The sequence below is a fragment of the Haliea sp. genome (assembly GCF_041395985.1).
GTDB lineage: Bacteria > Pseudomonadota > Gammaproteobacteria > Pseudomonadales > Halieaceae > Haliea.
This window is the reverse complement of the sequence record NZ_JAWKZJ010000004.1, coordinates 296,094-314,363: the sequence shown is the minus strand read 5'-3', so window position 1 is coordinate 314,363 and position 18,270 is coordinate 296,094. Positions and strand designations below refer to the sequence as shown.

Here is an 18,270-nt window from a genome sequence, read left to right as displayed (position 1 = left end):
CCCCCTCTCTTTTCCGCTATACTCGCGCGCGAATTCCGACAGCAACTCCACTAACCAGCCGGAGGGCCCATGGCCAAGCGCGTATACCTGTTCAATGAAGGCAGCAAGGACGACCGGGACTTACTCGGTGGCAAGGGTGCCAACCTCTGCGAAATGACCTCTCTGGGCCTGCCCGTGCCCTATGGTTTTATCATCACCACGCCAACCTGCCGTGAATTCTTTGAGGCCGGCAACAAGCTGCCGCCCCTGCTGGAACAGGAATACCGCGTCGCCCTCGACCTGGTGGAAAAGAAGATGGGAGCGCGCTTTGGGGACCCTGAAAATCCCCTGTTGTTCTCGGTGCGCTCCGGCGCCCCGGTGTCTATGCCCGGCATGATGAACACCATTCTCAACCTGGGGCTCAACGACGAAATTGCCGAGGGTCTGGCAAAAAAGACCGGCAATCCGCGCTTCGCCTATGATTGCTACCGACGCTTTATCCAGATGTTCGCGGATGTCGTCCTGGAAGCCGATGGCGACCGGTTCGAGCACGAGATAGAACAATACAAGGCCGCCCATGGCAAACGTGATGACGTGGACATGACTGCGGAGGACTGGCAGGAAATCATTCGTATCTATAAAACGCTGGTGGAGTTCCCCGAGGACCCCTTCGTGCAGCTGAAGCTGGCTGTGGAAGCCGTATTCCTCTCCTGGCATACGCCGCGCGCCTACGTTTACCGGGAGATGAACAACATTCCCGAAACGCTGGGGACGGCGGTCAACGTACAGGCCATGGTGTTCGGCAACTTCGGTGACACCTCCGGCTCCGGCGTGGCCTTCACCCGGAATCCCTCCAACGGCGACCACGATTTCTTCGGTGAGTTTCTCTTCAACGCTGCCGGTGAGGATGTTGTCGCCGGCATCCGTACGCCGCTGCCGGTGGCCGCACTGAAAGACAGGTTGCCCGAGGTTTACGACGAACTGTTCAGGACGCAGATTCTGCTGGAGAAGCACTATCGTGATATGCAGGATCTCGAATTCACGGTACAGGAAGGCAAGCTGTACATGCTGCAGACACGCAGCGGCAAGCGCACCGGACGGGCCTCGGTAAAAATTGCCGTGGACATGGTGCGCGAGGGGCTGATTTCAGAGAGCGAAGCCCTGATGCGCGTGTCACCTGAACATGTCGAATCGTTTCTGCACCCGATGGTCGACCCGACCCAGAAAACCGAGATTGTCGCTACCGGCCTGCCTGCAAGTCCCGGCGGTGCAACGGGTCGCGTGGTGTTCTCTGCCGAAGAGGCGGTGGAAGTCGCGGCGACAGGCGCGAGCGTCATTCTGGTGCGGCGGGAGACCACACCGGAAGACATTCACGGCATGAAAGTGGCTGCCGGCATACTGACCGAACTCGGCGGCATGACCTCCCACGCCGCCGTCGTCGCCCGGGGTATGGGCGTCTGCGCGATCACTGGCTGTGGCAGCCTGAGCATCAACTATGCCGAGGGCACCGCCACCACCGCTGATGGTGTCGTCATGCGGCGCGGCGACATCATTACGCTCGACGGTACCGCCGGCGAGGTGATGCTGGGCGACGTACCCAAAACCGAAGCGAGCAGCAGCGAAGACTTCCAGATCCTCCTCTCCTGGGCTGACCAGCACCGGCGACTCAAGGTGCGCGCCAACGCGGAGACACCGGAGGATGCCGCCAAGGCCCGGGAACTCGGGGCCGAAGGCATCGGCCTGTGCCGCACAGAGCACATGTTTTTTGATGCCGAACGCATTGACCAGATGCGCGGGATGATCCTCGCCGAAAACAGGGATGAGCGGCAACGCTATCTGCAGCAACTGCTGAAATACCAGGAAGAGGACATGCTGGCCCTGTTCCGGGTCATGGACGGGCTTCCCGTCACCGTGCGCCTGCTGGACCCGCCCTTACACGAGTTTCTGCCCCACGACGAGGCCGACATGGTCGCGCTGGCCGGCCGTATCGGCAAGCCCGTGGAGAAGATCCGCGAGATGACCGAGAGTCTGAAGGAAGTGAATCCCATGCTGGGATTCCGCGGCTGCCGGCTGTCGATCGTCTACCCGGAAATTACTGAAATGCAGGTCAAGGCGATCATCAGCGCGGCTGTGCGGGCCATTGAGGAAGGCCTGAAGCCGTTGCCGGAGATCATGATTCCACTGGTGGTCAACGTGCGGGAAATCCGCCTGATCAGTGAAATCATCGATCGCGGCATCCAGGCTGTGATGAAGGAAAAGCACGTTTCCGTGCCCTACAAGATCGGCACCATGATGGAAACACCGCGCGCGACACTCGGTGCCGATCGCCTTGCTCCGGAAGTGGAATTCATGAGTTTTGGCACCAACGACCTCACCCAGATGACCTACGGTTTCTCCCGCGACGACGTGGGCAAGTTCCTGCCCATGTATCTGGAGAAAAAGCTGGTGGAGAGTGACCCCTTCGTCTCGCTTGACCAGCGCGCAGTCGGCAGGCTTCTGGAAATCGCCGTGCAGGAGAGCCGGGCGCGCAAACCGGGTATCAAATACGGCATCTGTGGAGAACATGGCGGCGATCCCCGCTCTATCCAGTTCTTCCACGACCTCGGGTTGGACTACGTGTCCTGCAGCCCGTTCCGGGTGCCCGTGGCGCGCATCGCCGCAGCACAGGCAAAAGTGCGCCGCGAAACCGAAAGCCGGCGCAGCTGAACAGGAGCAGCACGATCATGAACCAGAGTTTTTTCCCTCCACACCGCGTATTGATGGGCCCCGGCCCCTCCGACGTATCACCTCGCGTACTTGGCGCCCTCGGTCGGCCGACCATTGGTCACCTGGATCCCTTGTTTGTCGGCCTGATGGACGACGTGAAAGGTCTCCTGCAATACGCTTTCGAGACGAATAACGCGTTGACCCTGCCCATTTCCGCACCCGGCTCGGCCGGTATGGAGGCCTGTTTCGTCAACCTCGTCTCACCGGGCGACACCGTGATTGTGTGTCGCAACGGTGTCTTTGGCGGACGCATGCAGGAAAATGTGGAGCGTTGTGGCGCAACAGCGATCATGGTGGAGGACGACTGGGGTCAGCCCGTGAGCCCCGACAAGGTCGCCGCGGCGTTTGCAGCTCACCCCGAGGCTTCCCTGCTGGCGTTTGTGCACGCCGAAACCTCTACGGGCGCCCGCAGCGACGTCGCAGCACTCTGCGCACTGGCCCGGGAGCATGGAGCCCTCAGCATCGTGGACAGCGTCACCGGGCTGGGCGGCATTGAGCTGCAAGTCGACGCCTGGGGCGCAGATGCCGTATATTCCGGCACCCAGAAGTGCCTGTCCTGCGTGCCCGGCCTGTCCCCCGTCACCTTCAGCCCGCGCGCTGTGGAACGCATCCAGAATCGCAGCCACAAAGTGCAGAGCTGGTTTCTCGACATGCAACTGGTGATGGGCTACTGGGGAGGCAGCAGCAAGCGCGCCTACCACCACACCGCGCCCATCAACCTGCTGTACGCCTTGCATGAGTCTCTGTTGATGTTGAAGGAAGAAGGCCTTGCAGCGGCACATGCGCGGCATCGCCTGCATCACCAGGCGCTGGTAGCGGGACTCGACGCGCTGGGGCTGGACATGGCGGTTGCCGCCGAGTTCCGCCTCCCCCAGTTGAACGCTGTGCGAATTCCCGAGGGCGTCGACGATGCGCGGCTGCGGCAGACACTGCTGCAGGACTTCAATCTGGAGATCGGCGCAGGCCTCGGCGCACTCGCTGGTAAAACCTGGCGCATCGGCCTGATGGGACAGGCGTGTAACCGCAGCAACGTGATCCTCTGCCTGACTGCGCTGTCCACCGCGCTGCAACAACAGGGGTTGAGCACGGATACCGACGCAGCATTAATCGCCGCCAACGCCGTACTCAACGCCTGATGCACTGCGCGACGGGGTGCTGCCAGGCACCCTTTCGCCACGCAGCATGCGCCACAACACACCGGCCTGCTCGCGACCACCGCTACGATGCATCGCGTAGCTCACGTGGTCGTCGGGGCCGGCCTGCGGACGCAGCTGGATGCTCCACAGCGAGTTGATCTCGTTCGGCAACATGGAATAGCGCACGTCGATAATCCGCCCCGGCACGGCTGGATCGAGCGCCACATAGCCGTTGCTGAACCAGCGAAAGCGCTCGATATCCAGCCGCTGCTGGCTTGCACCCTGCAACCAGGGAAAATCGCGAGCGACATCCAGTCGCGGAATGCTGCCGCCAGGATAGTCGACCACCGAGGGCCAGGTACGCACTGCATCGACATGAAAATGCGTGTCGGTTTCGTAAACAATCTTCCAGACCAGTATGTTGGCAAAACTCGGCTTGGCCTCGAGTCGCAGGGGCTCATGGCCCCGGTCCCGGGCCAGCGCCCAACCGTGTAGCTCCGCCTGCTCCCGCTGCCACACACCCAGCCCCTGGTATACAAGCGCCCAGACCAACGCCGCGCGCGCCAGCGCAGGCCGGCGACGCAGGCCCGCCCAGACGACCAGCGCCAGTACGGGCAGTGTGAACAGCGGATCGATGATGGAGATTGTATTCCAGGCAAAACGCTGGTCACTGAAGGGCCATAACAACAGGGTGCCGTAGGTGGTACAGGCATCGAGCAGACCGTGCGTCGCATAGCCCAGCACACAGAAGAGGTACGTTTGCCAGGGCAGGAGTCCCCCGCGCCGACCAATCAGGCCGTGCAGCAACAGTGCGCAGATGAGCCCGCCGACAGGCACGAAAAACAGCGAGTGGGTAAACTGCCGGTGGTACTCGAGAAACAGCAGAGGATCTTCGCTGGAGCGAATCAGTACGTCGAGGTCGGGCGCCATGCCGGACAGGAAACCCAGCAGGCCGGCGCTGACAACCTGCCGCCGCTGCGCCATCGCCTGGGGAAATGCTGCGCCAAGTGCGCCCTGGGTCAAGGGATCCATCTTGTTCCTCTCTATCATTGCCGGCCCGGTGCTGCAACTTTTCCACAGCTTGCAGGTCCGACCAAGCGTGTTTACGCTGCACTTCCGCAAATGGACGAGGAGATTACCCTATGCGCCTGAGCTTTGTTACTGCAATCACTGCCAGCCTGCTGCTGAGCGCCTGCACCACCAACCCCTACACAGGTCAACAACAGGCCAGCAAGGCGGCCACCTACGGGGCCGGCGCCGCGGCGGTCTGTGCGCTGGTGGGCGCCATTGACTCCGGCAAGCACGCGCGCAATGCCGCCCTGGGTTGCGGCATAGTCGGCGCAGGCGTCGGTGCCTACATGGACGTGCAGGAAGCCAAGCTACGCGAGCAGTTGCAGGGCACCGGAGTGCAGGTTGCACGGGAAGGGGACAACATCCGCCTGATCATGCCTGGCAACATCACGTTTGAAACGGGCTCTTACAACCTGCGTGAAGGTTTCTACCCGACGCTGAACTCGGTGGGTGAAGTGCTCTCGAAGTACGCCGACACCACCCTGCGCATCACCGGCCACACTGACAACACCGGCGGCCGCGCAATGAACCAGACACTGTCAGAGCGCCGTGCCGGCAGCGTTGCCGACTACCTGGTCACCCGCTCCGTCGACCGCTCGCGCATGCTGGTGCAGGGTATGGGCTTTGACCAACCGGTTGCCGACAACACCACGGAGCAGGGACGCAGCCAGAACCGGCGCGTGGAACTCACCATCCTGCCCAAGGTCTGACGCTCAGTTGATATCAAAGCTGTAATACAGGTCTACCGAGCTCTCAAGGCGACTGACCACCTCCAGCCACAGGCGCGCCTGCAGATACAGGCGCGCCGTGAGTACATTGATGGGCTCATACAGCCCCACCCCGTAGGACAGATAGATCCGCTCACCAATGTAGCCACTCACCGTGGCAGCTGTGTCGTCCTCTGAACCGTCGGTGCCAAATTCCACGTTACGCAACCCCGGGACCTTGTTCAGCTCTTCCACCAGGGCACTGCGATTCATCAGGCTGGTACCCAGCGACAGCGCCATCGCAGTGCCGTCCGCGCCCGCGCCTGAATCCAGCCCCCGACCGCGAAGCAGGTAAGACAGCGCCTCGGTCTGCGACATTGTCGGCTCCGCGTACACCGTCAACTCCGGCTGTTCCAAAGTGCCGGTGACCGTGACCCCAGCGCGTACATCCTCCGCCGGTATTTCACGTTCTGCCCGCAGATTGAGCTCTGGGTTTTCCGGCACCCCGCTGAAGGCGATTCGCCCCTGGCGTACCAGCAATCGCTGGCCATAGGCGCGCAACTCACCACCGAGAATATTCAGGCTACCAAACAGCTGCAGCGGCCTTTCAGGCGCCTGGCGCAGACTGAGATCCCCCCCCACCGTGATGTTAAGGTCCTTGCCGCGTATCCGGAACCGGTCTTTGATGCGCAGTCTCAGGTCGGCGTCCAGCCGCAGCGGGTTGTGCGCTTCCAGCGGCGCACCCGTGAAATCGACCTCAATGACGTCGTCTGACAGCGTTACGCTACCGGGCGGTAGTTCCTCATAGGCCAACAGTCCCTCGTGCACCAGCACCTCGCCGCGGGCCTGTATCCCTGCGAGAGTTAGCGCCAGTTCCAGGTCGGGCGACACCTCCACCTGCGTACTGGGCGGATACAGCAGGCGGTTGTTGCCGCCTTTGATGTTGAGGCGTAACGCGGGCTCTTCGCCCAACTGCGCATCGCCGGTCAGTTCTAGCTGCCCCCCACCCAGCAGGGCAACGCCACGCAGGGCCGCCCGCGATCCTTGCAGCGCAATCTGCACATCGACCGCGTCCAGCTCTGTGGGATTGACCTCCAGCCGTACCACCCCGTCGGTCCAGCGCACGACGCCGTCTGCAAGCGGTTCCTGCACAGAGCCGGAGAGGGTTACCTGCCCGTTCAAGGTCCCTTCGAGGCGCTCCAGTTGCGGTAGAAATGGCTGCAAGGCGCCCATCTGCAGCGCGTCGATAGCCAACTCACCCTGCAGCTTCCCTGCACGGTCAGGGGGCAACTGCACAGTGAGTGCCAGCCGCTGACGGTCGTCCTGCAACAATCCCGCCTGCAGGGCGAGACCACGGTCATCCTGCTGCAGGGTCGCCTGCAGGACGTCCCAGGTGAACGTGGCCGACTCCCCTTCCGGATAAAACTGGGTTACCGAGCCGCCCGGGCTGGACAGTTGCGCCTGCGCGCGCAGGGGCGAATCGTCTCCCCAGGACAGCGCGATGTCCGCATTCAGCGGCCCGCGAACCTCAAGCTGCTGTGGCAGCAGCGCGGCGAATAACGCCAGATCGCCGGTCAGCCGGCCTATGACGGCGCCAGTCGCTCCGAACCGCGATTCGGAAAAACACAGCTCAGTCTCCGGCAGCTGCCAACAGTGCGCACCCAGCGTACCGCTGTCCCCGGCAAAGCGCGCCTGCACGGGAGCAGCAAGGGTCAGCGGTCCTATCGGTGTCGCAAACTCCGTGCGCTGTAAAGCGACCTCCCAGACGCGCTCGCTGGCGGTTGCCGCCGCCTTCAGCGCTCCCGCAATCTCGCCTTCGCTGCTCAGCTCCAGCGTTGCTGTTTCACGGTCCGCCTGGACCGTGAGACTGAGCCCGTCGAGATTGACGCCCGCCAATTCCAGTTGATCCAGTCGCAGGCGACCCGCTCCCCGGGGGCCATCGGCGAGGCTTACCGCGCCCTCCAGCACACCGCGGTCCGCCCGCAGGCTGTTCCAGTGTATGCCCTCGACACTGCCGCGCAGCGCCAGACGGTTGTCGGCACGATCCCAATCGACGTTGAGCAGGACGCTGCCCCCTGCTCCCCGCGACCAGCGTCCCAGATCTGCGATACCCAGTTCAGCGCGGGCACCTGCCGCACCCGAGGCGCCTGCCGAAACATCAATTTCCGCGCCGTTCACCTGTGCGCGCAGGGCACCGCTGCGGATCAATTCGCTGGAGTCAAGCTGCAATCCGCCCTTGATCATCGCCGGCAGACCGTTGACGTCACCCACGAGGTCAACCTCCTGCAGCTCCACCTGCCAGTCGTCATCTCCAAGGCGGCCGCGCGTGGTCAATGAGCCCGCCACCTGCCCGAACAGGTACTCGCTGAGCTCCGGCATCTGCAGACCCCCGCTGTGCACCGCGGCCTCCCAGGCGATGGTATCCGCGTAGTTCAGCCGGCCCTCGACGGACAGGCTTCCCGCCTCGGCGGCATCAAGCAGGAATCTGTGCACCTGCACCAGACCCGGGGCATGGCGCGCAGAAAGCTCCAGACTCAGCATGGCATAAGCGAGATCCTGTACCCGTGCCGTGAGCGTCAGATCCTGCTCGTCGAGATCGCCTTGCGCCGTCGCCTGCAGAGGCCAGAGGATGGCCGCATCCACCAGCCCAGGCGGCAGGCCGGTCAGGCCAGGCAAACCTGCCAGCGGCAACGGCTGATCCCCATTGAGCCGTAACGAGGCATTGAAGGGCAGCGCGGGTGCAAACAGGTCGACGTCACCTGTCAGCTGTACCTGTGGCTCCCCCGGCGAGAGCAGTTCCAGCTGCAGCGCGCGCGTCGATCCCGACAGGGCAAGCTCCACCCTGCGCGCACCCAGCGCCATCGGCAGAGATGGCATGTCGAGGTCGGCCCGAATACCCAGCTGCAACGGCCAGTCCCCCGACATGGCGACCTGCCCGCTCGCTTGCAACCGGCCCCGGCTCTGCTGCGACACCTGCAGCGACGCAATCTCAAGACGCTCCCCACGCCAGCGCAGTGCACCGCGGATGGCGTCAAGTGCTTCGAGCCGCTCACCCTGACGCACGCTTGGGCGCTGCAGCAGGAAGTCATCGATTGCCAGTGTCAGTGGCAGTGCCAGCGAGGGCAAAACAAGGGGCGACGGTGCTGACGACTCCGCCGCCTCCAGGGCAAGCTGCGCGTCGCGCAGGACGACGTTGCCAAGAAAGACGCCCTCCGGCTTGAGCTCGATATCCAGTTCACTGGCGCCCTGTCGCCACATGCCCCCGGGCCAGCGGACCTCCGCTCGCCCTATACGCACGCCGGGTGCGCGCAGCCGAAGCGGCAACGCAAGCATTTCGATGGACCCCGCCTCTGCCGTCTGCGCCTCGGTGTCATCCGCTGCGGATTCGCCGGGCAGCACCCTGACCTCGAGCTGCTCAATCTCCAGCGCCGCGAAGCAAACCAGGCTCTGCCACAGGCAGGCCGGGCGCAGTCGACTGCGCACGCCGGAGAGTTCCACCTCGAGGCCATCCAGCGACACCCGCAACATCTCCAGCTGCAACTCCCCGCCGAGGCTGCCCCCGGCGTAGCTAACCTGCACGGGCGCTGCGGATGGTAGCAGACTGAGCAGCAGCCGCGTGCCAGCAGCACTGAAAGGCAGCAGCACAAGCCCGATGGCAGCGACCAGCACAGCCGCGCTCAGAACGCCCGCCAGCCTGCTCAAAACTCGGTCCCAATGTTGATGTGTATGCGCCAATCGGGATTATCCTCACTCACGCTGTTGGCGATCTCCAGCTTCACAGCACCGACAGGCGTCAGGTAGTGCAGGCCGAACCCGGCACCCACGACGGCGTCAAACTCGCCCTCATCAAAGGCGTCACCACCGTCGACAAACACGGCCGCACGCCAGTCAGGTAGAAACCTGTACTGGTACTCGATACTGGCGAGCGCCAGCCGGTCCGCACCCAGCACATAATCCACAGCCTCACCATCGCGCAGCTTCACCGGAACCGTGTTGCCTATGGACTGGTAACCGTACCCACGCAGGCTCTGCGATCCACCGGCAAAAAAGCTCAGTGACGGTGCCAGGTCATCGCGCTGGCCCTCACCGATCAAGGCCGCACCGGCCTCAGCGCGACTGACAACCCGGCCGCGCTCGCCCAACGGCATCACATAGACCCAGTTGGCATAGAGGCGGGTCATGTCGATAGTCGAACCGAGCTGGCTCGAGGTTGCCTCGACTTCGTAGAACTGGCTGAACCCGCGGTCCGGGTTTACGGGTGACCCTTGTCGGGTCTTGTGGGACACAGTGAAACCGGGCAAGACGTAGTCTTCGTCACCCGTAACCGTGGCAGCATCCCAGCGTTCATTCAGCAGACGCAGGTGATAACTCAGCACCCAGTTGCCATAGCGCCGCTCGCGCCGCACCTGCGCCTCATTCTGGTTACTGTCGAGATCACCGTACTCGTTCTGCTCTACCCGCAGCGCAAGTTGCAGGACGTCATCCAGCGGGTGGGTCAGCGGAATGTTGTAGATAAACTGCCCGCTGGGGTTGATGCGGGAGTACTCGAAGCGGGTTTCCTGGCTGTGCCCGAAGCGATTCACACGCGGCGTAGTCCAGGTCGCGGAGACGCGCTCCTCGGTGTCGGTACTGAAACCGATACCGAGTTCGATAGTGTGGCGCCTGGCGGGAAACAGTTCCAGCCGCACGGGCACTCGCCCCGCTTCCCGCTCCTCGAGCAGCGGCCGCAGGGTAACGCCGGAAAAATAGCCTGTGCGTTGCAACTCCGCCTGCAGGGTCTGCAGCCTGGCCACATCGTAGGGCTCACCCGAGCTGAAGCTTCTCAGGGATTTGAGCAGGGTGGGCGAGACGATGTCCTCTGCATAGCGCAACTCACCCACCAGATAACGATCGCCGCTGGCGTAGTGCAGGTGCACGCGCGCAGTGTTCGCAGCGGGCTCCACTTCCACAGAACGCTGCAACAGGCGGGCATCGAAGTAGCCCCGGCGTTGTCCCAGCTGCAGCAGGGCATTGCGCAGGGACTCATACTGGCCGTGGTGCAGAATATCCCCGAGCGCAATACCGGGTGTGGTCAACAGGCGCTGAAAAGCGGGATCGCTCTGGGCGGCACCGGTGACCCGTATATCCAGCTCAGCGACCGTGACTGGCAGACCAGGAGTAACTGAAATCAGCAGCTGCCAGGGACTACGGGTCCTGTCTACAGACAGGTCGATGTCGGCGCGGTAGTAACCCAGCGCCTTCAGGCTATCAGCGACCCGCTCCCGCGCGGACGACAGGAAATTGCTGCGCGCGGCCTCGCTCTCTGGTGCCGGGCCCAGCCAAGCCTCGACATTGGTACGCTGCGCTTTGTCCAGTCCCTCGAGACGGTACTCCAGCAGCGCGTCGGCGGCGAGCACAGGACCCGGCAACAGACAGCAGACAAAAAAGCAGTGGCGAAAAACCCGCAACACGGCGACGGTTTACCCGATCAGGCCCGGTCGATGCGTTGGGCACGACCCCAGTAATTATAGCCGGCAATACGCGGTGTATTCGGCAGATACATCGTCTGCAATTCATCGACGTGAAAACCACCCGAGGCAAGCAGCTCGGGGATATCACGATTAAGGTTGCAGCCGCCACAAACAGACGCCCAGACACCGTTGATTCGATGCTGCCAGCGCTGCACCCCGCCGTCCGGTGCAAGACCGTGCTCGCAGAACAGCAACTCGCCACCCGGCTTCAGCACCCGGGCCATGCCGCGGAGCGCCGCAATGGGGTCGGGAATAGTACACAGGGCAAAGGTCACCACCACCGTATCGACACTGTCATCCGCCAGCGGGATAGCCTCACCCGGCAAACCCACGAACTCGACGGGGAACGACAGCGCCTGGGCCCGCTTGCCCGCGAGCTCCCAGGATTTTTCCGACGGATCGAGGCCAATCAGCCGGGTCACTTTCGCCGGGTCGTACAACGGCAGGTTAAGCCCGGTGCCAATACCAATTTCCAACACCTCCCCCCGCGCCAGCGGCACAACCTTTTCGCGCTGGCGCATGATCGGCTTGCTACCGCACGCGCAGTTGATCACGTGAGGCAAAATCCTCCGTTCGTAAAAACCCATGCTGTTACTCTCCCTGAATTGCGTATGATTATACCGGCGCAAGGGGCGGTAGCCTATTGCACGTGAAAGAATCCCGTTGACAGGCAGGAGACCCCGTGGGCAACAGGAAACACAGACCAGTGCAGCGCACGCCGAAGTGAAGGCGCGCGAAAAAGCACTCAAACACGCGTTGTTGCAGGCACAGCGCGACCTCGCGAAGCGCGACTACCCTGTCATTATCGTGCTGGGCGGCCTGCCCGGTGCCGGCAAAAGCGAGCTGGTACATCAGCTGAACGAATGGCTGGACCCTCGATTCGTCACCACCAGCGCCCAGTGGAAGCACTCGGATGAGGAAGAGGATCGCCCCTATTTCTGGCGCTTCTGGCGTCACATGCCACCCCGGGGGCGCATTACGATATTTCTTGGCTCATGGTACACCCAGCTTCTCTACGACGGCGCGGCGGGCACGCTGGAGTCACAGCAACACCAACGACGGCTGGCACAGATCCGGCAGTTCGAGCACATGCTGCGTGACGATGGCGTACTCCTGGTGAAGTTGTGGCTGCACGTCGATCGCGCCGCGCAGGAGCGGCGCCTCACTGTCGATGGGAGGCGCCTGCGTCACCTGCCCGCGTCCGCCAGGGCCTGGGGGGAGGATTACGCCGCGGCGCAGCGGGCGGCAACGGTTGTGCTGCGGGGTAGCGACACGGTCGAGGCGGGCTGGCGAAAAGTGGATTCAGATGACCCGCGTGAACGCAAGCTGATTGCCGGAGAAATTCTGCTGCAGATGATGAACGCACACGTTGCGACAGGCGCCCCCGCCATTCACGAGACCGGCCCGGAGCGCAGCACGGGTGTCGGACACCCAGCGCCATCACAGGCGCTGGCGGCGCTGCCTCTGAACCCGCAACTGGGCAAGCGGGAATACCGCGCCTTGCTGCAAGGACAGCAGCAGCGGCTGCAAAACCTCGCGTGGACGGCGCATGATGCCGGACGCTCGCTGATCGCCGTTTTTGAGGGCTGGGACGCCGCTGGCAAGGGCTCGGCCATACGTCGCGTCACGGCGCCTGTGGACCCCCGTCTGTATCGCGTTATACAGAGCAGTGCGCCCTCGGATGAGGAGCGCGCACACCATTACCTCTGGCGCTACTGGCGCAATCTGGAGCGGCGCGGGCGCATCATGCTCTTTGATCGCTCCTGGTATGGGCGGGTACTGGTTGAACGCGTGGAAGGCTTCGCCCCCGTGCACGCCTGGCAGCGGGCCTACGCCGAAATCAATGACTTCGAATCGCAACTGGAAGAGCACGGCGGAATTATTGTGAAATTCTGGTTGCATATTTCGCCGGAAGAACAACTGAAACGGTTCCGGGAGCGTGAACACACACCGCACAAGCAGCACAAGATTACGGCGGATGACTGGCGCAACCGCGGACGCTGGAGCGACTATGAACACGCCGTTCTGGAAATGCTGAGGTTGACCTCCACCGCAACGGCGCCCTGGACAGTGGTGGCAGCCAACGATAAGCGCTACGCCCGGGTCCACATTCTGCAGACTCTCTGTGACGCTCTGGAGACCGCGCTCGGTACCCAGTAACCCACGCCGGCGCTATACTGCCCGCCCGCGCACAGCCAACGGGGCCCAGGCTCATGAAACTGCATATCATTACCACCGGCGGCACCATCGATAAAATCTATTTCGATGCCAAGAGCGACTACCAGGTCGGAGCACCGGTCATTGGGGAGTTGCTGCAACGCATGGGTGTGCAGTTTGCCTACAGTGTGGAATCGGCCATGCGCAAGGACAGCCTCGATATGACCGACGCGGACCGGGCGCTGATCCGACGCGCAGCGATGCAGTGTGAGGAGCGCTGGGTCCTCATCACCCACGGCACCGATGGCATGGTCGCCACGGCGCGGGCCCTGCAGGATATACCGGGCAAATGCATCGTGCTGACCGGCGCCCTGCAGCCGGCCGCCTTCGCCCAGTCCGATGCCATTTTCAATATTGGCTGTGCGATCGGCGCCCTGCAGAGCAAACCGCCGGGCGTCTACATCGCCATGAATGGCGAGGTGTTTGATGCGGACAAGGTAGTCAAGAATACCGCAGCCAATCGCTTTGAGGCACTTGATTCAGCGTGACAGCGGCAGCCCGGTGTCCTGCTTTATGGCCTCGATAACGACATAGGTGTGTGTCTGCGCTACGCCGGGCAGGTCGACGATGCGGGTCAGTACGGCGCGGTACGCATCCATACCGGTGAGCCTCAGTTTGAGCAGATAATCGAATCCGCCAGCCACCATATGACACTCGGCGACTTCCGGAATGGTGATGACCGCATCCCGGAAACGGTCGAACACCTCCGCCGTGGTGCGATCCAGGGTCACCTGAATAAACGCACTGGTGCCGTAACCCAGCGCGGGCGCGTTCAGGCGCGCGCTGTAGCCCTCAATCAGCCCTGTCGCCTCAAGCCGGCGCACCCGCTCCAGACAAGGGCTGGCGCTCAGATTGACGCGGCGCGCCAGATCCACATTCGACATGCGGCCCTCGCCCTGTAGCAGGGAGAGAATGAGCAGATCAGTCTTATCCAGGGTAAGTCCCATAGCGCTACGACTCCAGCTTCCTGACAATGCAGAATAATCTACTGAGAATAGATTCCGTTACAGAATATTATTCAAGGGCCAAGCCAAAATAAACAGCTCATTCTGCATCCCGATGACTACAATTTACGCTCTGAACGCTATCCGGAGCCTCACGCCATGCTGCACGACTGCCACCTTGACCCGACCGATCCACTGCGCATGGCCATGGAGAAAAGCTACCGCGACAGTGAGGCGAGCGTGTTGGCGCAGCTACTGCCCGCTGCTACCCTGAGTCAGGCTGCCCGAAGCCGTGCCTGGGAGCGAGCCAGGGTGCTGGTGCTGAACATACGCAAGGCACAGCATGGCAAAGGCGGTGTTGACGCCCTGCTACAGGAATTTGCACTGTCCACAGAAGAAGGCGTGGTGCTCATGTGCCTCGCCGAAGCACTGCTGCGCGTGCCGGACCAGTTGACCATGGATCGACTGATACGCGACAAACTGGCCGATGGAGACTGGAGTTCTCACCTCGGCAACAGCGAATCACTGTTCGTCAACGCCTCGGCCTGGGGCCTTCTGCTCACCGGCAAGGTGGTCAATTACAACGACGAGGACAACCCACGCCAGTTCGGCCTGCTCAAGAAAACCATGGGACGCCTGGGCGAACCGGTGATCCGCGCCTCCGTGCGCTATGCGATGCAGATCATGGGCACCCAGTTCGTGATGGGAACGACCATTGAGAAAGCACTGCACCGGGCCAAAGACGCTGAAAGCAAAGGATACCGCTATTCCTACGATATGCTCGGAGAGGCCGCTCGCACAGCCGCGGACGCGCAGCGCTATTTCGACAGCTACTACAACGCAATCGAGGCGATTGGCCGGGCCGCACACGCACGTGGTCCCGAATCCGGCCCCGGCATCTCGGTCAAACTCTCCGCGATTCATCCGCGGTATGAGTTCGCACAACGCCAACGGGTCATGGACGAACTGGTACCACGCCTGAAATCTCTGGCGCTGGCGGCAAAGGCATTTGATATCGGTTTTACCGTGGATGCCGAAGAGGCCGACCGACTGATGCTGTCGCTGGACGTCATCGAGGCCGTTGCCAGCGACCCGGACCTGGGTGACTGGCAGGGCTTTGGCGTGGCTGTGCAGGCGTACCAGAAGCGCAGCCTGCTGGTGATCGAGTGGCTGCGAGAGCTCTCTCTGCGCTGCAAACGGCGCCTTATGGTACGACTGGTCAAGGGTGCCTACTGGGATACCGAAATCAAGCTGGCACAGGTGGAAGGACTGGATGACTACCCGGTGTTCACCCGCAAGGCGGCTACCGATGTGTCGTATCAGGCCTGCGCGGCTCGCCTGCTCGCCTACCGCGACAGCCTTTACCCCCAGTTCGCCACGCACAACGCCTACACCACGGCAACGATTCTTGAGATGGACAAGGATCGCAGCGGCTACGAATTCCAGCGTCTGCACGGCATGGGAGAAACGCTGTACGACCAGATCGTGAGCACTGAGCACGTTCCCTGCCGGGTTTACGCGCCGGTTGGGGTGCACGCCGATCTGCTCGCCTACCTGGTGCGACGGCTGCTGGAAAACGGCGCCAACAGCTCCTTCGTGAACAACATTGTGGATGAAGCCATTCCGGTCGAAAGCCTGCTTGAGGACCCGGTCGAGGCGGCCCAGAGCTGGGCTGAAAAACGCAACCCGTTGATTCCGTTACCACCTGCACTGTATGGGCAAGAGCGACGCAACGCACAGGGCGTGGATCTGCAGCACCGTCCAACCCTGGAGGCGATGCGCCGGGCCATGCGCAGCTGGGAGGCTTCACTGCCGATGGGCGAGGGAGCTGCTGGCCTTTGCGAGGTGCGCAATCCCGCGCGGCATGAAGAAATCGTCGGGCATATCAGGCTGGCGGATAGTGACGGCATAGAGGCGGCGCTGGCGCGCGCTGACGGCGCTTTCGCGCACTGGTCTGCACAGCCGGTTGAGCAACGGGCAGACTGCCTGCTGCGTCTGGCGGATGCGCTGGAAACACACCGTGACGAGCTCATTGCACTGTGCTGCAAAGAGGCCGGCAAGACGTTGCGCGATGGCGTGGCGGAAGTTCGGGAGGCGGTGGATTTCCTGCGTTACTACGCCACAGGCGCTACTCAGGCGGACTTTGCGGAACGCGGCCTGCGGGCCCGCGGCGTTGTGCTGTGTATCAGTCCATGGAACTTCCCGCTGGCCATTTTTCTCGGCCAGGTCAGCGCCGCGCTGGTGGCAGGTAACACCGTGGTCGCCAAACCGGCAGAACAAACCAGCCTGATCGCCCTGCGTACCGTTGAATTGATGGTTGACTGCGGTTTTCCACCGGGTGCGGTGGCGCTGCTGATCGCGGAAGGTCGCAGCGTGGGCGAGCAACTGGTGCCCGACCCGCGTGTGAAAGCCGTAATGTTCACCGGCTCCACGGCAACGGGTAGCTGGCTTTCGCGCACGTTGGCGCAACGAGAGGATGCACCGGTGCCGCTGATCGCGGAAACCGGCGGCCAGAACTGCATGATTGTCGATTCCACAGCACTGCCCGAGCAGGTCGTCCGCGACGTAGTGACATCGGGCTTCCAGAGTGCAGGGCAGCGCTGCTCTGCCCTGCGGGTGCTGTTCCTGCAGGAAGATATCGCAGACAAGGTTATTGAGATGATTATCGGCGCAATGCGCGAGCTGCGCATTGGCGATCCATCCGCGTTGTCGACGGATATCGGGCCGGTCATCGACAAACGTGCGCGGCAGTCGTTGATGGATCACGTACGCTATCTCGAGGCGACCGGGCGGCTGCTTTACTCATGCGAGTTGCCAACGGAGATGCCAGGCACGTTTTTCGCGCCCCATCTGTATGAGATCAGCAATTTGTCGCTGCTCGAACGTGAGGTCTTCGGCCCCATCGTGCACGTGATTCGCTACCGCGCAGAAGCATTCGACGACGTGCTGGCGCAAATCAATGCAACCGGATTCGGTCTGACGTTTGGCATTCACAGCCGCATCGAGGAAGCCTGTCAGCGTGCGGCGGATCGCGTGCAGGCGGGCAATATCTACGTCAACCGCAACATGATCGGTGCCATCGTCGGGGTGCAACCCTTCGGCGGTCGAGGCCTGTCAGGCACCGGGCCAAAAGCCGGAGGACCGGAGTACCTGTCGCGCCTGGTTACCACTGGTGAAGAAGCCGAAAACGCCGCGGGCCAGAAGCCACTTCCAGATACAGACGGCGACTGCGTGGCAACGGCAGCGGTACTGCGCGCTGCACAGGATGCGGGCATTCTGTGGGCGCGCTGTAGCGTCAGTGAGCGGGTGTCAGTACTGCGCCGCTTCCTGGCTTCCTATGCCAGCGGCACAGAGGACAACCCGGCTATTCTCGAAGAAACACTGGGCGCCGCTCGGGACCAACTGCGCGCTGCGAGCCAGCTGCTTGCCTCACCCACGCAGCTACCCGGGCCCACAGGAGAATCCAATCAGCTGCTGCACGAGCCGCGCGGGCCGCTACTGCTATTGCTGGACAACGCAGAACATCAGGGCGAGTACCTGATGGCCACCGTATCAGCCCTGGCCTCGGGCAACAGTGTGATCGGGGTCGCCGAGCCGGCGCTATTGGAGAAATGGCAAGTACTGGCGACCAGCCTGATCGCCGCTGGCCTGCCCTCCTCCCTGTTCCAGATGCAGTCACTCGACCGCGCTGCGGCACTATTGCACGAAGCGGCCTTGCAGGGCGCGATGGTACATGCGCGCAGTCGCTACCTGCGCGCAGCGGCGCGGGCCATCGCAGCGCGGGAGGGCCCGATAATGGCACTGATCAGCTGTGTGGCACCGGAAACGCTGCTCAGGCAGACCCTGTGGGAGAAGTCGGTGAGCATCGATACTACAGCCGCAGGCGGCAATGCGTCCTTGATGACCATGGCCAGCTAGTACGCAAGGCGCGTGGAGGGCG

11 protein-coding genes are annotated in these 18,270 nt (G+C 62.7%); 6 read left to right on the top strand and 5 right to left on the bottom strand.

Annotated elements, in window-relative coordinates:
• The first annotated feature begins 69 nt into the window (after nucleotides 1–69).
• Entirely contained in the window at nucleotides 70–2,685 is a 2,616-nt protein-coding gene (gene ppdK, locus R3E49_RS10030) for a pyruvate, phosphate dikinase (RefSeq protein ID WP_371294915.1), read from the top strand.
• Nucleotides 2,686–2,702: 17 nt separating this feature from the next.
• The gene (locus R3E49_RS10025; RefSeq protein WP_371294914.1) at nucleotides 2,703–3,881 is read left to right on the top strand and encodes an alanine--glyoxylate aminotransferase family protein; all 1,179 of its coding nucleotides are present in this window, start codon (nucleotides 2,703–2,705) and stop codon (nucleotides 3,879–3,881) included.
• Here the strand turns inward: R3E49_RS10025 and R3E49_RS10020 are convergent.
• Entirely contained in the window at nucleotides 3,849–4,913 is a 1,065-nt protein-coding gene (locus R3E49_RS10020; RefSeq protein ID WP_371294913.1) for a metal-dependent hydrolase, read from the bottom strand. The two genes, R3E49_RS10025 and R3E49_RS10020, sit on opposite strands and share 33 nt — an antisense overlap.
• 110 nt (nucleotides 4,914–5,023) lie before the next feature.
• On the opposite strand from R3E49_RS10020, the gene R3E49_RS10015 reads away from it, so the two are divergent.
• A complete protein-coding gene (locus R3E49_RS10015; RefSeq protein WP_371294912.1) occupies nucleotides 5,024–5,662 on the top strand; it encodes an OmpA family protein in 639 nt (212 codons plus the stop codon).
• 3 nt (nucleotides 5,663–5,665) lie between these two features.
• Here R3E49_RS10015 and R3E49_RS10010 read toward each other — a convergent pair whose 3' ends face one another.
• The 3 genes from R3E49_RS10010 to R3E49_RS10000 are packed head-to-tail and all read right to left on the bottom strand — an operon-like array spanning nucleotide 5,666 to nucleotide 11,723.
• The gene (locus R3E49_RS10010; RefSeq protein ID WP_371294911.1) at nucleotides 5,666–9,361 is read right to left on the bottom strand and encodes a translocation/assembly module TamB domain-containing protein; all 3,696 of its coding nucleotides are present in this window, start codon (nucleotides 9,359–9,361) and stop codon (nucleotides 5,666–5,668) included.
• A complete protein-coding gene (locus tag R3E49_RS10005) occupies nucleotides 9,358–11,109 on the bottom strand; it encodes an autotransporter assembly complex family protein (RefSeq protein WP_371294910.1) in 1,752 nt (583 codons plus the stop codon). Before R3E49_RS10005 ends, R3E49_RS10010 begins: the two co-directional genes overlap by 4 nt.
• 17 nt (nucleotides 11,110–11,126) lie before the next feature.
• Complete coding sequence (locus R3E49_RS10000) at nucleotides 11,127–11,723, bottom strand: class I SAM-dependent methyltransferase (protein WP_371294909.1); 597 nt, start codon at nucleotides 11,721–11,723, stop codon at nucleotides 11,127–11,129.
• 109 nt (nucleotides 11,724–11,832) lie between these two features.
• On the opposite strand from R3E49_RS10000, the gene pap reads away from it, so the two are divergent.
• Entirely contained in the window at nucleotides 11,833–13,329 is a 1,497-nt protein-coding gene (gene pap / locus R3E49_RS09995; RefSeq protein WP_371294908.1) for a polyphosphate:AMP phosphotransferase, read from the top strand.
• 53 nt (nucleotides 13,330–13,382) lie between these two features.
• The gene (locus tag R3E49_RS09990) at nucleotides 13,383–13,874 is read left to right on the top strand and encodes an asparaginase domain-containing protein (protein ID WP_371294907.1); all 492 of its coding nucleotides are present in this window, start codon (nucleotides 13,383–13,385) and stop codon (nucleotides 13,872–13,874) included.
• On the opposite strand, the gene R3E49_RS09985 is transcribed toward R3E49_RS09990, so the two are convergent.
• Entirely contained in the window at nucleotides 13,866–14,333 is a 468-nt protein-coding gene (locus R3E49_RS09985; RefSeq protein WP_371294906.1) for an Lrp/AsnC ligand binding domain-containing protein, read from the bottom strand. The two genes, R3E49_RS09990 and R3E49_RS09985, sit on opposite strands and share 9 nt — an antisense overlap.
• A 156-nt stretch (nucleotides 14,334–14,489) precedes the next feature.
• On the opposite strand from R3E49_RS09985, the gene putA reads away from it, so the two are divergent.
• On the top strand, nucleotides 14,490–18,248 hold the full coding sequence (gene putA / locus R3E49_RS09980; RefSeq protein WP_371294905.1) for a bifunctional proline dehydrogenase/L-glutamate gamma-semialdehyde dehydrogenase PutA: 3,759 nt from the start codon (nucleotides 14,490–14,492) through the stop codon (nucleotides 18,246–18,248).
• The last annotated feature ends 22 nt before the right edge of the window (nucleotides 18,249–18,270 follow it).